This is a genomic window from Vibrio aquimaris, assembly GCF_009363415.1.
Classification (GTDB): domain Bacteria; phylum Pseudomonadota; class Gammaproteobacteria; order Enterobacterales; family Vibrionaceae; genus Vibrio; species Vibrio aquimaris.
The window spans coordinates 733,981-749,994 of record NZ_CP045350.1 but is presented as its reverse complement, the minus strand read 5'-3'; the positions used below and the strand labels follow the sequence as shown (position 1 = coordinate 749,994).

Below are 16,014 nucleotides of genomic sequence, written 5' to 3'. Positions count from 1 at the left end.
CCCCCCCCAAAAAAAGTCAGTAAGCACTCACATTTCTAATCAGCCAATTTCGTCAATATTCTCGCGCACGCTTTACCATCGCCATAAGGATTATGAGCAAGACTCATTGCTTGGTATGCATCTTTATCGCGAAGTAATGTATCAAGCTGCTCTACAATGCTTTGCACCTTAGTGCCAACCAATTTTACCGTGCCTGCTGTTATCGCTTCTGGGCGCTCAGTGGTCTCTCTCATCACGAGTACTGGTTTACCCAAAGCCGGCGCTTCTTCTTGAATGCCTCCTGAATCGGTCAAAATAATATCGGCTTTATCCATTAAATAAACGAAAGGTAGATAGTCTAAAGGTTCAATCAACAAGATATTATCGATACCAGCTAGAAGGCGATTGACTGGCTCTTGCACATTAGGGTTTAAATGCACGGGATAAACAATTTGCGTTTTGGGGTGAGCCTTTGCCACAACCGCTAACGCTTGGCAGATATTTTCAAAACCAGCGCCAAAGCTTTCTCTTCTGTGCCCTGTGACCAAAACAAGCTTGTTATCTGGATCTATAAAATGGAACTGACGTTTAAGGTTGGCGCTAAGCATGGCATCGGAAGCGATCTTATCTTTAATAAGATACAAAGCATCAATCACCGTATTACCCGTGACACAAATTCGCTTTTGTGGGACATTTTCTGCCATTAAGTTGGCTTTTGAAGTTTCGGTTGGCGCAAAGTGATAATGCGCAAATACGCCGGTGAGCCGCCTGTTGGCTTCTTCTGGCCACGGCGAATAGAGGTCGCCGGTTCTAAGTCCTGCCTCAATATGACCAATGGCAATTTTTTCATAAAAAGCGGCCAAGCTGGCAGCAAAGGTGGTGGCCGTATCACCATGAACCAAAACCACATCAGGCTTAAAGGCTTTTAATATCGGCTTTAATTCAACCACAATACGCGCCGTTACCTGATTAAGATTTTGTCCCTGCTGCATCACATTTAAATCATAATCGGGCGAAATTGAGAACACCTCAAGCACTTGATCAAGCATTTCTCGATGCTGCGCGGTCACGCAGCATTTTGCTTCAAAACGTTGATCTTTGGCTAACGCATCAACCAAAGGCGCCATTTTAATCGCCTCTGGCCGAGTGCCAAAGACGGTCAGTATTTTTTTCTTTGCCATCACCTATTCACCATAACTTTGAAATAATCTTGAGTTTTTCACCTCAAAACCGTTAAGTTTTGAGAAGAAAATTGATGATTTAGGCTATAACAGGTGCCCTAGCTGAAGCTTGGACGTTTTAACTTACTTTCTGAGTTTTAATAGGCGATTGGTCATAGGTGGGGGGAGGATAGGTTTAGTTTCACAAGGAGGCGAATATTGCCTCCTAATTTTAAGCTTTTGCTTAATCGTTAACAATGCCCACATAAACTGGGCCGTTAATAAAGTACTGAGCCATACCTTTACAGCCCTTGCACTTGTCTGCACTTAAAGCAGGAACCGAAGTAAAAGCTAGTAAAATAAGTAGTAAACAGTTCTTTATTTGTTATTCCTTGTTGTGGAATGACTAATTCTTTGGTGCGTAATACATGTAAAGCAGGTCTTCTATGCCTCCATTAGATTTATACAATTTACAACTATCGCGACCATGAATTGTTACAAGTGCACCGGTTGTAAAGGCAACCGTTAATTGTGAATAGGTAGCCTTTCCTGCTTCAGTGGATAAATCTAGGACATAATGCCATGCTGTATAGCCATTGCAGCTAGCTCTCGTTAAATTTCCACCACTTACCTTTACGACTGCACAATCATTGGTATCGATACACTCCTCGCCGTAGTAAGGCCCAGTACCAATAGATGCCACTTTACAGTTTTTACAAGTACCTGCAATGCTGCTAAATGTGCTCAATGCTAGTAAAAAAAAGAGTCCTAAAGACTTCATAAAAATCTCCTAATAATAAATCAAAACACGCTACTACAATACGAGGCTGACATATATAAGCCCGTTTATTCTATGACCTCGTTTATCCTTTTATTTCGGCCCTTGAACAAGGTAATCGTTTCCAACCCAAAAGGGGTCATATATGACCCTGTTTATTTTGTTTTCGGTGCATTACCACGAGACGTCACATGATATAACGCACCAGCAAATTCAACCCTTAATGGCCTACTCATTTTTCCTCCCCGAAAAACACTTAACCCAATACCTAAACTGCCTTACCTAAAATTCAAATAAAGGGGCAAAAGGCAAGACCTGACCCTGTTTACGTTTCATTTATATCTGGGTAGGTGCATTCCTATAACTTGTCTCTACATTTACATGACCTACAGCGTAAACGTACACATTTTTAACTTTACCTATACATGGAAAGTAATTTGCCGATACCGATGAGCTGGCGAATAGCAACCCTAATGCGATTATTTTTTTCATAATTAACCTAGTTTGGTTTTAAGATTGATGTTAAAGCCCCCTTGGTACCAAGGGAACATGGTTTGATTTTTTAACTCGCGTTTCGAACGCAAAATTATAAGGTTACTTTTTTGGCCACTGGCTCTATAAACAAAGTAAAGTCTTGCTCGTCTAGATATATAGGTTGCCGTGCATTACCACGAGACGTCACATGATATAACGCACCAGCAAATTCAACCCTTAATGGCCTACTCATTTTTCCTCCCTGAAAAACACTTAACCCAATACCTAAACTGCCTTACCTAAAATTCAAACAAAGGGGCAAAAGGCAAGACCTGACCCCGTTTATCTTTTTTCCTAATTCACTTCTGATCTCCAGTTTGGCCCCCAGTAATAATCAGCACAGAAAAATTCGCTGTCGTCATTTTCAACATAATTAAGCATGTCTTCCTTGTTTTCTTCTAACGAAAATTCAAATATACGTTCCAATCTATCCAAATCTCCGAACGCGAATAACATATCATCTGAAGCCACATAAAATATAGTATCTAGACTTTGATTAAAAACTAAAAAGCTATTCAATAAAATACCTGAAAGATCATAATAAGATTCGTTATACATAGCCTCATCGGTAAAATAAAAAGGTAGTACTTCGGTACTATTGCCATCGCTGTCATTCGGCTCGGGACAAAAATAAAATTTCTCATTATACGTTTCATTGAATATTTCAAAAAAATTACCGAGAAACTCGCTAGCTCCTTCTAAAGATATCATCACTGAAAGTCCTTGTGATTCAACCCAATTTCTAGGTACATAATATTTGTACCCACAGAAAATAGCAGAATCCTTGTGGTTTAACTTAAGTATATCTCTACTGAGCTTCTGTAACGCTTCATATTCTTTAGTCTGCTTTAGTTTTTCTGGGTTCATATCTAATTTTATCCTTACCTTTAGAAACTGTGGGTGGACCATCATAACCATCTTTGGAAGTGTCCCCTCTGCTTTTTTCTCTGTAGGTTACAGGGCGTCTATCTTTCTTGTCTAATCCAACTTTTTGTTCTATTCCTTCTTTACTTATATCTTTTTCTGTACTTGGATCAATAGCGTTTCGAAAGTCTTCTTTTGCATCATTTACATCACCATCTTTTGTATATTGCTTTGTTTTTCTAGTTTTTCCGACATAATCAGCTGATTTAACTATCTTATCAAAGCTATCAATTTCATCATCCCTACCATCTTCATCCTTAGCATCCAGTGCGTTTTTAGCTTGATCTTCAGCTTTGTCTTCCGCTTTCTTACTAAAAACAGAACTAGGATTAACCACTGCATTAGCAAATGTAGCAGCTTGGTCATCACTCGCCCCAAGGGTTTTAGCCATACCATAAGCCATTCCAGCCCTAACTTTATTAATGGCATCTATAGCATCATCAATATCACGATTAGTGACTTTGATATTACCATTATAAGCCCCCCCGATACCTGCTGCTGTGGGCGCTGCCGACGCTACCATCGCAATATAACCCGTTGGATCATTGTACTTAATTGGGTTATTCCACACATAAGCATATCGATTGTAGCTGTTGGTGACATAAGGCGCCTGCACCAATGGATCGGCGCTAATAAACCGCCCTAGCTCTTGGTCATAGACCCGGCCATTCATATGCACCAGACCGACTTCAGTGATCTCTTCATGGCCAGTATAACCACGGTTGGTGATCACCGATTGCACCACATCTTGCGGGCCCTCTTCGCGCCAAGTCACTTTGCGCTGCTCGCCCCAAGTGTCGCAGCTGCGGCGTTCAACTACATTACCGTAACCATCGGTGATCATATCCACCGAGTTAAGCGCATCATAATGTAAATAGCGGATTTGCTTATCTTGTAGCTGGTTATTGGCATCCATACTTTGGGTATTAAGCGCAATTAACTTGCCATCGGCGTAAACAAAGTGTTTGTGCTGAGTGATCCCTGTATTGCTATCGGTAATGCGCTCGTAACTCTTACCAAAGTAGAAGGTTTCGATACCCTCGCTGTTTTTCTTGAGATAGCGGTTATGGTTGGCATCGTAGAAAAACTCCACAGTGTTACCGTTACGCATTATCTTGCTTGGCTTGTTAAAGGCCGTCCATTCCAGCTCACGCTCATTTTGCGCGCTGCCATCAGCTCTGGCTCTTAGCATATTGCCGTTCGCATCGTATTGGTAATGCAGGCCATTAGCCTTAGTTACCGCATGTGGCCCAGCATCACGGCCACTGTAGTCGTAACGGCCAATATCGCTCTTGTATTTGATATTACCGAGTTTGTCGTATTGATACTCAAATGGTCCGGAAAAATCTGGGTTATTCACCCCATGTCTGTCTTTGCTAACCAGTGAGACCTTATTATGCACCACGCGATCAAGCCCATCGTATTGCCAAGTATCGGTAATACCTAAGCTTTCATCGTAGCGGTAGGTGACATTATTATGATTATCATAACGATACTGAATAAAGCGTACATTGCGCCCTTTGGCTGTGCTTTGGCGAATGCTTGGGTCAAACAACACACTCGCTTTATGGGTGGTAATATAGTTAGGTCGCCCCGTATTGGCATCATGGCTGTAGGTATTAACTAAACCATTACCCAAGGTTTCCGCAAGGGTGTGATCGTAAGCATCGGTTTCTCGCCTTTGCCAATAATACACATAGGCTTTATTTTGGGTTGAATCGGCCAACTGAGACTGAGTCAAAATCAAGTTAAGGTGATCGGCTTGACTCGATTGTTGGCTGTTTTGGCAACTAGAACGGTTAGCACTATCAATTTGATTACCACCCAACTGGTTCGCGTATTGACAGTATTGACCGCTAAGCTTGGCCACTTGCTCAGAAAGCTCAATCAGCTCACGGGCTAAGTCGGTGTAGAATTTATAACGAGTACTCGCTACGACCGCGGCTTTTTCTAAATCATCGGCGCTAAACAGCAGTTCTTCACGGGTACTAGCATCCGCATTGGCAATATAAATATCTTGATTACTCATCAAGTCTTTTACGCCGTTACCGTCGTAATCTGTTAGCAAATAATCGTGTGCAGGGCTTAGGTTTTGCCCGTCAATCTCACTTTCTGGCACAGAGTGAACCGTGGCATCATAATAGCGAATGCCGTTGCCCGTGCGGTTAGCCAGCGCGGTATTTAAACGATAGATCGCCCCTTCCAAAGTCACATCAATAGGAATGGTGACATCATCATGCAGCATCACCCAAGTGCCAGGCCTTAGGTAACACTCCCCTTGCTCATTACACCACTGCTTGTAGCGATAACCGTCTTTAAGTAGCGCTAGCGAGCTGGCATCTAAAGTATGAACATTAACGGTTTTGGCATTGTATTGCGCCGCTTTATCGCTAAAAAACGAAGTTTGCTGAGAGTAGCGCTCGGCTTTGGCTAGATATTGCTCGGCTTGCTGCTTGGCAGCATCCAGTAGCTTGGCAATATCATCGCGAAATTTACTGCTGGTAAACACCTCATCGGCGTAGGTTTTCGGGCTGCGCACCGCAGATTGATAGCCATAAGGGTTATACACATACTCAATCGCTAGTCTGTCTTTTTTATTGGCCGAGCTAAGCTGTTTTGCCGCATCAGCCAAGGTGGTCGCCGCGCCATTAGGGCGCACTTCGCGCGTCACACGTTCAAAGTCATCGTAGTAATAGAAGGTGCTAAAGATTTCGCCTTTTACTTTAACCGCGACTTCTTCACTTAAACCCGACGCATTGTAGTAGTAATCCGTCTCACTGCCATTACCGGAAAAGCCCGATAAAGTGCCCAGCGCGCCGCGCTCATCATAGCGCCAAGTTGACACTTTACCCGCTTCAACCTGTTTGGTTTTACGGCCTAAATCATCGTACTCGGTTGTGGTGACTGTTCCTTTAGCGTCGCGCTTATAAATCAGCTCTCCGGCGGCGTTATACACATAATGCCACTTGCCCATATCTGGGTCATCGAGATAGCGGCGATGGCCTAAATTGTCATAGCGAATATGGGTTGTATTACCAGCAGAATCCGTGCTGGATTTTAGCTTGCCATCTGGATAGTACAAATAGGTTTGATAAGCGCTGTCTGGCTCTTCTTTGCGCAGAATATGGCCCATCACGTTGGTTATGGTGCTGTGGGTAAAACCGCGCGCGTCTTTGACGCTGGTTTTATAGCCTTGATAACGCGTCGTAAAGCTAGCAATGCCGCCACCAGCTGCTGGCTCTTGCTTACTAATTTCACGATTAAGCGCATCGTAGCCAAACGTGACTTTAGGGGCTGGCGTGCTTAAGTGAGCATACTGCGGGCGAGTAACACTGAGTTTGCGCCCATTTCGGTCCCACTTGGTGTCGACCACCACCAACTGACCGCTAAAGCCAGTATGTAGCTTGCGAACCTCGCGACCCGCATAATCAAACAAGGTAATCACTTTACCACCTGCGCCTAGTGTGGTGGTTACGCAGCTCACGGTTTGCGCTGTAGCGTATTGTCCACATGCCGATCCGAACTGATATTCAGTCCGGTTAACGTTGCCTTTACCTGGTAAGGTCTCAGTTTTTAAGCGGCCAAACACGTCATAGCTAAATTCGCTGGTACGATTTTTAAGTGCGCTAATGGTTCGAACGGGAAGGCCCTGCGCATCATACTTCACTCGGCTGCGATGACCTTCAGCGTTCGTATCGGCAATGGCAAACAGGCCTTGCTCATCAAATGTTGTACTTTGCTCACGGCGCTTTAAATCGCTGCCTTCGATACTTTCACTGGTGACATTACCCCAATTATCATAGCTATAACGCTGGGTAACAAACTTCGCCGACTGGGCAACTTCACCACTGGAGTCATAGTCAGAACTGGTCATACGATCAGAGACCATAAAGCTGGAAGCATTGTACTTGTAATCATTGGCAACCGTGCGCTTTAGCCCAGTGCTATTATCAACAATGGTGGATATCGCTCGCTTTATCGCACCGATTTTCCAAAAGTTTTCGCCTGTTTCACCAACAGACTCAACTCGGGTACGGTTTGCAGTGGTAAACTCCAGATTTCCGTCGCCGTCGTAATCATTGTAAGAATAACTGCCGCAAGCCTTAACATCAGCTGATGCAAGCTCACCGGCATTACTATTGGCGAGTTGGCCTTGATAAATGGTTAAACCGTCAAGATCGACACTGTAGGATTTGGTTTGGTATTTAAAATAACGGTTATAGCGCTCCAGCAGTATAGGGGTATCAACCTCACCGTGGATCAGCACAAAACGATCGTTCGGTGAGAAAAATACTTCGCCATCGGCGCCACAATAACGCGTCATCCCAGCTTTAAAACTTTTAAGCGTCTGATCAAGGTTGTCGATATTACTGACACTGGTAATATCATAAATATAGTGATTTTGATTCAGCCCTGTTGACACATATTTAAACTGTGCATGACTGGTAAACTGACCAGCGCCTTCCAGTTCACTGGATATCACTTTGGTCTCTTCCATCAAGTTACCAAAGCTGTCTGTAGTGCGTGTGATCGTCTCTTGCTTCTCAATAGCATCACTGCCCAGTGAGAACTCTTTTCTTACTTCATTTTGGGCATAAACCTGATAATAGTTAGCATTATAGCCTCGGCGTGTGTTGACCTTATATTGATAGTCAATGTGAGAAACTTTATGCCCATTTTTGCTTGATTCAAAAGAAGAAATCTTGCCTTTTAACGCCAGAGGTTGCTGTGCATAAGAGGTTTTGGTCACTGTTACCACATCGGCGGTTTCAGTTTCTGTAATGGTTTTAAAGCCTAGGAAGCCACCTCCTTTTAGGTGACTCTTTGCACCAGAATAGTGGTAGTCATAGGTAATTGGCGCATAACCTTTCGGTTGCTTGGTTACTTTGGAGACAAGGTAGGCAGTCGGTGTAGTATTTGCAAAAGGGAACTGGTAATAACGTTCCTGTGTATGCACACTCGTATCGCTTGCCACTTTATAAGTAACACTGTATTCAACGGCTAGCTCTTCAATTTTTGCTACTTTATCGGTTGGATAGGGGCTTGAGGAAACAAGATATAGCTTTTCATTATCTTGTTTTACAAAGTCTATATGGCCATCAGAGTTATAATCAAGCGACCGCTGAATATTAGGCGTGAAAGGACCGACTTGCTTAGAAAAATCTATACGGCCAAATCTATTTTTGTAAAAATTGCCAGCTATATTAACTTCTGGATAGCCGTCGTTGTCAAGATCAACAACCTTTATTCCCCCATAGTTGCGTTTATAGCTCAAATTGGAAACCCTACTATGACTAACAAATTTATGGCCATCAAATAGATAGCTTTGAACATTCAGGTGAGAAGGGCTAATAGATCTTATTGAAACAAAGTCTTTATAGCCATCATTATTTATATCGGATATCACAAAATAGGAGTTATGCGGTATTTTAAGCGTAAACTTACGATATCCTTTGCTAGATAGATAGAAATCAATATCAGAGTAGTGCCTTCGTCGGAGATAATAGTCGTCTCGACCATCATTATCTATATCTGTCGCGCCTAAAATAGGTGAGTCTAACCCTTCGGGGGAGGATATAAGCGTTTGCTTACCATCCCCATTAAGATCAACGGGAGTTTGATCAGAAAAGTAGAGTGAGAAAACGCCATTTGCATTAGGCATGTATGAACGAATCGTTGTTTTATACTTCATACCTGGTTTACGATTATCAAGATAAGCCAATGTTGGTTTATCAAAGGTCCCCGACAAAGCGTATACTCTTCCACCTATTTTCCCATCAGGCCCGACAGAAAATAACCCTCCCCCGTTTAATGGATTCACTAGGGTACCGTAAGGCTCACTTACGCCGTTTCTATCAGCATCCCAAAAGTCGACAAATTTAAAATCATAATTATATGGGTGTGGGTAACCATTAATACCACTATCGCTATAATAAAGTTTATGAGAACGCTTTGTATTCGGGTCAGTATGATTCCAAGTAAACTTAATCTCTGTACTACACTGGCCATTGCTGCAATAGTCTATTGTGTTTACTAGGCTTCGAGATGAAGTAGCTGAATATTGGTAGTTAAGGTTATAACTGCCGATTTGAATATCATTAGCATCAAATGTACTGATTGTCTTCAGACGCTCATTGCGTCTGAGCAAGCCGCCAAATAGATACTGTGAGACTTGATCACTCCTGGATTCATAAAAAAATTTTACCTTACCGCCTACATAATTAATTTCGGCAAGCTTATGTTTACCCGCAGCATTGTCTTCACTGTAAACAAAATTAATATGATTTTGCTTGCTGCTGTCGGTAATTTTATTCAGCGCCCATTTGTATGCGTGCGCCTGAGCAGGCAGTTCAACACGAGCATCTTGAGTCACGCCGTATTCGTATACCGAGCCATCTTTGTACCAGATTTTAAAGCTGGCAGGGCCATTGCCCGCACGGCCAAAAGAAATAATTTTCGAGTAGCCATTGTTTTCCAGTCGATACTCGGTTAAATCTTCTCCATCACGACCAGAAACGGCAATTAATCGCTTGCCATCAAGACAATATCTATCATCGCCGTTAAAACGCACCCCGCCCCAACGGCCATCTTTATTAAGGTTTTGGCCACAGCGAGAAATGGCAGATACACCGCCAATGCTCCAGCCCATCCCTAACATGCCATTGGGCGAGTCACTGCGATATTCAAGGCTTAAAGAAGGTTGATGCCCTGCTCGACCGGGCGAGACAGACAAAGGAAGGGAATAGGTTGCCTCACCACCAGAGGCGGCAAATTCACCGGATAATTCGATACTTTTTCCCGCACCGGAGGTCAGCGCGAATGCCGAAGAAGCCATGCCTCCGAGACACAAGCTGGTAAGCGACAAACGCAAAGCGCGCGTCAAACGGATTGATTTCATAGGTGCCACTGCTAATTATTCTAAATAGGTTGTAAGCTAAGTCTTTGCTCAGCCTTAGTTTAATTTTTACTTAATGTGATTTTCACTTGGTGCAATTGTTATGGCTTCGAAGAGGGCAGCTTGTTTAGCCGCTGCTTTAAGTCTTCTAACTCTTGGGGTGAGGCATAGTCCTCGGTTATGTTAGTTTGTGAAAATTGGTTTAACTCGCCACTGAGTAATGGCAGCTTCGTCTTTTCCACTTCCACCATGCCATGAGCAAGGGTTTGCGCAAGCGCAATAACCGGAGAAGGGAAATTGGCTTCACTGCTCAATGTCACCGAAGGCAAGCCCGATACATTGGCCTCGACAGATATCTCTTGTTCAAGAGGCTTTGGCTCTGGGCTAGGTGCTGAAAGAAAAAAGATCGCTACACCAGAAAGTACCAGTGCAACCATTGCTATTAGGTAAGGCTTTTTCGCCATTTCCCACTCCGTATAAGATGGCCGACACCGCCATCAACTTGCTCTGTATCAGTAGATAAATTGACACAATAATTACCAGACTCGGATTGTAATTTACATTTATATACATTCAATAAATCAATTTTATGATTAGAGATTGCTCACAATAAATTTATTGCTTTTATATATTGATTCAGTCACTTACATTGTAACGATCTTAAATAAGAGAATTTTTTAGCCACCACTTCATCCTGAGCGGCCAAACATCACAATTCTCTCCCACTACACTTTGGCCGGATAGGTAAACTTGTTGTCTTAATATCGAAATCTTGCCAATGATGGTTTCGGTAATCTGTATCCCATCCATAACGATGAGGAGAAAAGCAATGGACAATCAAACAATCGCTTTAAATGCGCTGCAAGTGCTGCTGACCAATCCAGAATTTGATGTAGCTGAAATTGAGCAATACTTTGCGCCCAGTTATCGACAAACCGTCAATGGTTTAGAATTAGGCTACGATGAATTTGTCGCGCATGTGGCTAAGCTGAAAGAAGACACAAAAAATAGGCGCGTGGCTATACTTGCCTGCGCAGCCGAAGGGGAGCATGTGTTTACTCACCACCAAGTCTCTGCTGATAAGGCGGATGGAGATAGTGTGAAATTTGAGATACTTGCCCACTTCACTCTTTTTGAGGGAAAAATTGTGCGCTGTCAGGAACTGACACGGATGATACAAGGGCAAGCGCAAGATGAAGATTTAGGCAGCCGCCATTAAAGGCGGCTAAAGGCTTAGCGAAACTGCTTGGCTTCGGCTAAATATTCAAACCCCGCTTTGGCAAGCTTTTCCACCAGCTTGGTTTTATCAATATCATAGAATGTCACCAAGCTGTCTAAGTCGCCAAATTCATCGCGAAGTTTCATGTTCACCATACTAAGTAGGATAAAGGTATCCATGGTCTCAAAATTTTCTAGGCTCATTGGTTTTCCTTAGCGTATTAACCTGCTTACTATATCAAAAACAAGTTGTTTTTCTAATCACCGACATTTAATGAAACAAAAAATAAAGCGCAGGCCAATGACCTGCGCTTTATGTTTCAGTGCTAAACGCTTGCTCAGTTAGCCAAGATTTTTGCGCGCATTTTGGAACATGCGCATCCAAGCGCCGTTTTCACCCCAACCTTCTGGCGCCCATGAGTTCGCCACCGTGCGGAAGACTCGCTCTGGGTGCGGCATCATGATAGTGACGCGGCCATCTTGAGTGGTTAACCCTGTAATGGCATTTGGCGAACCATTGGGGTTATTCGGGTATTGCTGAGTCGGTTTGCCGAAATTGTCGACATAACGAACCGCTACTGTGCCTGATTGCTCGATCGCCGCAAGGTGATCGCTACCAGAAACTTCCACTCGTCCTTCACCGTGTGAAACCGCGATTGGCATCCGAGAGCCTGCCATGCCGTCAAAGAAAACAGAATCAGACTTTTGCACTTCAACTAAGCTAAAGCGCGCTTCAAAACGCTCCGATTCATTGCGAACAAACCTTGGCCACAGCTCTGCGCCCGGGATCAAACTCTTAAGGTTCGACAACATCTGACAGCCATTACATACACCAAGTGAGAAAGTATTTTCACGAGTAAAGAAGGCTTCAAATTGCTCGCGAGCCGCATCGTTAAACAAGATAGACTTCGCCCAGCCTTCACCTGCGCCTAATACGTCACCGTATGAGAAGCCACCACACGCCACAAGACCGTGGTATTCATCCAGCGCTGCTTGACCTGTCAAGATGTCGCTCATATGAATATCGGTAGCGTCAAAACCAGCTCTATCAAAGGCTGCGGCCATTTCAACATGGGAGTTCACCCCTTGCTCGCGCAAGATAGCCATTTTCGGCCGAGCGCCAGTGGCAATGTAAGGAGCGGCTATGTCTTGGTTAACATCAAAGCTTAACGACACATTCAAGCCAGGATCATTATCATCTTGCTTAGCTGCAAACTCTTGGTCAGCACAGGCTGGGTTGTCTCGTAGCGCTTGCATCTTATGCGTAGTTTCCGCCCAAATAGTGCGAAGTTCAGTGCGAGATCGATCAAGAACTACCTCATCACCGGATGTAATCACAAACTTATCTGATGCCTCTACGCTACCAATTACATGAGTGCAATTTTCAAGGCCGTGAGCCGCTAAAGTAGACAGTACCGAGTCAAGCTCATCGCTGCTCACTTGCACTACAGCGCCAAGCTCTTCGTTAAACAAGGTCGCCAAGACGTCTTGCTCTGATGTATTGCCAATATTTGCAACATCAACCTGTACGCCGCAATGACCGGCAAAGGCCATTTCAGCCAGAGTGACGACAAGGCCACCATCGCCTTTATCATGGTAAGCCAGCAGTTTATCTTTGCGAACCAAAGTCTGCATCGCATTAAAGAAGCCTTTAAGCTGCTCTGCATTATCGACATCGGCAGGCTTATCGCCCAATTGCTTGTAAACTTGCGCAAGTGCGGTCGCGCCAAGGCGGTTTTGGCCGTTACCCAAATCGATAAGTACGAGTGACGTTTCACCTAGCCCTTCAGAGGTCGCCGGTGTAAGCAGCTGCGGCGTCACGGTTTTACGCACATCTTCTACTCGGCCAAAGGCGGTGATCACCAAAGATAGCGGTGAGGTCACTTGTTTATCTTCACCTTTATCCTGCCACTGGGTTTTCATCGACATAGAGTCTTTACCAACAGGAATGGTCAAACCAAGCGCCGGACAAAGCTCTTCACCGACGGCTTTTACCGCTTCATATAAGCCGGCATCTTCACCTGGGTGGCCCGCTGGCGACATCCAGTTAGCAGAGAGTTTAATGTGCTTAATATCGCCAATATCAGTGGCAGCGATATTGGTCAATGACTCTCCCACGGCTAAGCGAGCAGAAGCAGCAAAATCAAGTAGAGCGACGGGGGTGCGCTCACCCATTGACATGGCTTCGCCGTGGTAGGTGTCATAACTTGCCGCTGTGACTGCGCAGTTTGCTACAGGCACCTGCCAAGGACCAACCATTTGGTCGCGAGCAACTAAACCTGTGACCGTGCGGTCACCTATGGTGATGAGGAAGGTTTTCTCAGCAACCGCAGGAAGGCGTAATACGCGATCAATGGCTTGGCTAAGATCGATACCTTCTCGCTCTATTGCAGGGCTATCGACTTTAAGCGTGGTCGCATCACGATGCATCTTAGGTGGCTTGCCAAGTAAGATGTCCATTGGCATATCGATAGGCGTGTTATCAAAGTGAGCATCTTCTAGAGTCAGATGGCGCTCCTCTGTCGCCTCACCAACCACTGCGTATGGCGCACGCTCTCGCTGACAAATGGCTTCAAAAACAGGCATGTATTCTTTCGCCACTGCCAATACGTAACGCTCTTGAGATTCATTACACCAGATCTCAAGCGGGCTCATTCCCGGCTCATCATTTGGCACATCACGCAGCTGGAATTTACCGCCGCGCTCACCATCGTCAACAAGCTCAGGCAAAGCATTCGAAATACCGCCAGCACCCACATCGTGAATAAAAGCAATAGGGTTTTTATCACCTAGCTGCCAGCAGCGGTCGATCACTTCCTGACAGCGACGCTCCATTTCTGGGTTTTCACGCTGCACTGAAGCAAAGTCTAAATCTTCCGCTGATTGACCAGATGCCATTGACGACGCGGCGCCACCGCCAAGACCGATATTCATCGCAGGGCCGCCGAGCACAATCAGGCTCGCGCCGACTGGGATCTCTTTTTTCTGTACGTGCTCATCGCGAATATTGCCCATACCACCAGCGATCATGATTGGCTTGTGGTAACCACGTACCTCTTCACCAGCGTGTGAGGTCACTTTCTCTTCATAGGTACGAAAGTAACCTAGTAGGTTAGGACGGCCGAACTCATTGTTAAACGCAGCCCCGCCAAGTGGGCCTTCAAGCATAATATCTAGCGCGTTAACAATGCGGTCAGGCTTACCGAAATCGGTTTCCCAAGGCTGCTCAAAACCTGGAATGCGTAAGTTAGAAGTGGTGAAACCTACTAAACCCGCTTTAGGCTTGCCACCAATTCCGGTTGCGCCTTCATCGCGAATTTCACCGCCAGAACCTGTCGATGCACCTGGCCATGGAGAAATAGCAGTTGGGTGATTGTGAGTTTCAACCTTCATCAAGATGTGCGCATCTTCATGATGATAAGTATATTGACGCGAGTTTGGATCAGGGAAGAAGCGGCCAACTTTTGAGCCTGTCATTACCGCAGCATTATCTTTATAAGCTGATAGCACGTGCTCAGGCGTTGTCTCATAGGTGTTTTTAATCATCTTAAACAGAGACTTAGGCTGCTCAACGCCATCAATCGTCCAATCTGCATTAAAGATTTTGTGACGGCAGTGCTCTGAGTTTGCCTGAGCAAACATCATAAGCTCGATATCATTGGGGTTACGGCCAAGCTTGGTAAAGTTTTCCACCAAATAATCGATTTCATCTTCTGCTAGGGCCAAACCAAGCGACACGTTAGCTTTTTCAAGCGCCGTGCGTCCGCCCGAGAGAATATCCACATCCGCAACCGGTGCAGGCTCTGCAACTGTAAATAGTGCCGCAGCCGATTCAAATTCAGTAAACACCACTTCCATCATGCGGTCGTGAATAATGGCTTTGACTTGGCTTACTTGAGCGTCAGACAGCTGACTTGATGCTTGCAGATAATAAGCCGTACCACGCTCTAGGCGTTTGATTTTTTCTAGGCCACAGTTATTGGCAATATCGGTTGATTTAGAAGACCAAGGTGAGATGGTACTAGGGCGCGGAGTAACCAAAAGTAACAGACCTTGAGGCGCATGCTCTTCTATCGTTGGCCCATAAGTCAAAAGCTTTTCAAGTTTCTCAAGCTCAGACGCGTTTAGGTCTTCAGTTAGATCAGCAAAATGCATAAACTCAGCGTAAACTCCTATAATAGGCAAGTCTTGTTCACGGCAAAGTTCGAGTAGTTTGTTAACACGAAACTCAGAAAGAGCTGGGGAGCCACGCAAAATTCTCATGTGCTTAGGTCTCTTATATTAAGGTAATATGGGAATAAATTCAGAAGGTTATATCAATACCTTGCAAACTTATGCCGATGCTACCTCTGTGTGACGAGCGCATTATAAAGGATTTATTTTTGTGATGTAACACTAAAAGCAACCGTTTGCGTCATTTTTTTCAGCAAATTTGAATTACCGCAACAATCGTAATTTCAAATCTTTCGTCGCAACGGGGCCTGATTGGCTTGCCTTGTCACGACACTTTGATATAAATGCTCATA

The 16,014-nt window shown here is 44.5% G+C and carries 9 protein-coding genes; 1 reads left to right on the top strand and 8 read right to left on the bottom strand.

Annotated elements, in window-relative coordinates:
* Positions 1-35: 35 nt before the first annotated feature.
* The 6 genes from wecB to FIV01_RS03395 form a co-directional block, all read right to left on the bottom strand.
* Positions 36-1,160 (bottom strand): non-hydrolyzing UDP-N-acetylglucosamine 2-epimerase, encoded by a 1,125-nt coding sequence (gene wecB, locus FIV01_RS03425; protein ID WP_152429750.1) that lies wholly within the window; start codon positions 1,158-1,160, stop codon positions 36-38.
* A gap of 385 nt (positions 1,161-1,545) precedes the next feature.
* Positions 1,546-1,920, bottom strand: coding sequence for a hypothetical protein (locus tag FIV01_RS03420; RefSeq protein ID WP_152429748.1), 375 nt, complete (start codon positions 1,918-1,920; stop codon positions 1,546-1,548).
* A 583-nt stretch (positions 1,921-2,503) separates the two neighbouring features.
* Entirely contained in the window at positions 2,504-2,644 is a 141-nt protein-coding gene (locus tag FIV01_RS03410; protein WP_246210418.1) for a hypothetical protein, read from the bottom strand.
* 101 nt (positions 2,645-2,745) lie between these two features.
* Positions 2,746-3,318, bottom strand: a complete 573-nt coding sequence (locus FIV01_RS03405) for a hypothetical protein (RefSeq protein WP_152429747.1) — start codon at positions 3,316-3,318, stop codon at positions 2,746-2,748.
* Positions 3,290-10,273: an RHS repeat-associated core domain-containing protein gene (locus FIV01_RS03400; protein ID WP_152429745.1), complete on the bottom strand. Its 6,984-nt coding sequence runs from the start codon at positions 10,271-10,273 to the stop codon at positions 3,290-3,292. The genes FIV01_RS03405 and FIV01_RS03400 overlap by 29 nt, the downstream gene beginning before the upstream one ends.
* A gap of 98 nt (positions 10,274-10,371) precedes the next feature.
* A complete protein-coding gene (locus FIV01_RS03395; protein WP_152429744.1) occupies positions 10,372-10,734 on the bottom strand; it encodes a hypothetical protein in 363 nt (120 codons plus the stop codon).
* Positions 10,735-11,099: 365 nt separating this feature from the next.
* Here FIV01_RS03395 and FIV01_RS03390 point away from each other — a divergent pair, with 365 nt between their 5' ends.
* Positions 11,100-11,489, top strand: coding sequence for a nuclear transport factor 2 family protein (locus FIV01_RS03390; RefSeq protein WP_216649454.1), 390 nt, complete (start codon positions 11,100-11,102; stop codon positions 11,487-11,489).
* A gap of 14 nt (positions 11,490-11,503) precedes the next feature.
* Here FIV01_RS03390 and FIV01_RS03385 read toward each other — a convergent pair whose 3' ends face one another.
* Positions 11,504-11,692, bottom strand: coding sequence for a DUF4250 domain-containing protein (locus tag FIV01_RS03385; protein WP_152429742.1), 189 nt, complete (start codon positions 11,690-11,692; stop codon positions 11,504-11,506).
* Between the two features lie 138 nt (positions 11,693-11,830).
* Complete coding sequence (gene purL, locus FIV01_RS03380; protein WP_152429740.1) at positions 11,831-15,751, bottom strand: phosphoribosylformylglycinamidine synthase; 3,921 nt, start codon at positions 15,749-15,751, stop codon at positions 11,831-11,833.
* Positions 15,752-16,014: the final 263 nt, after the last annotated feature.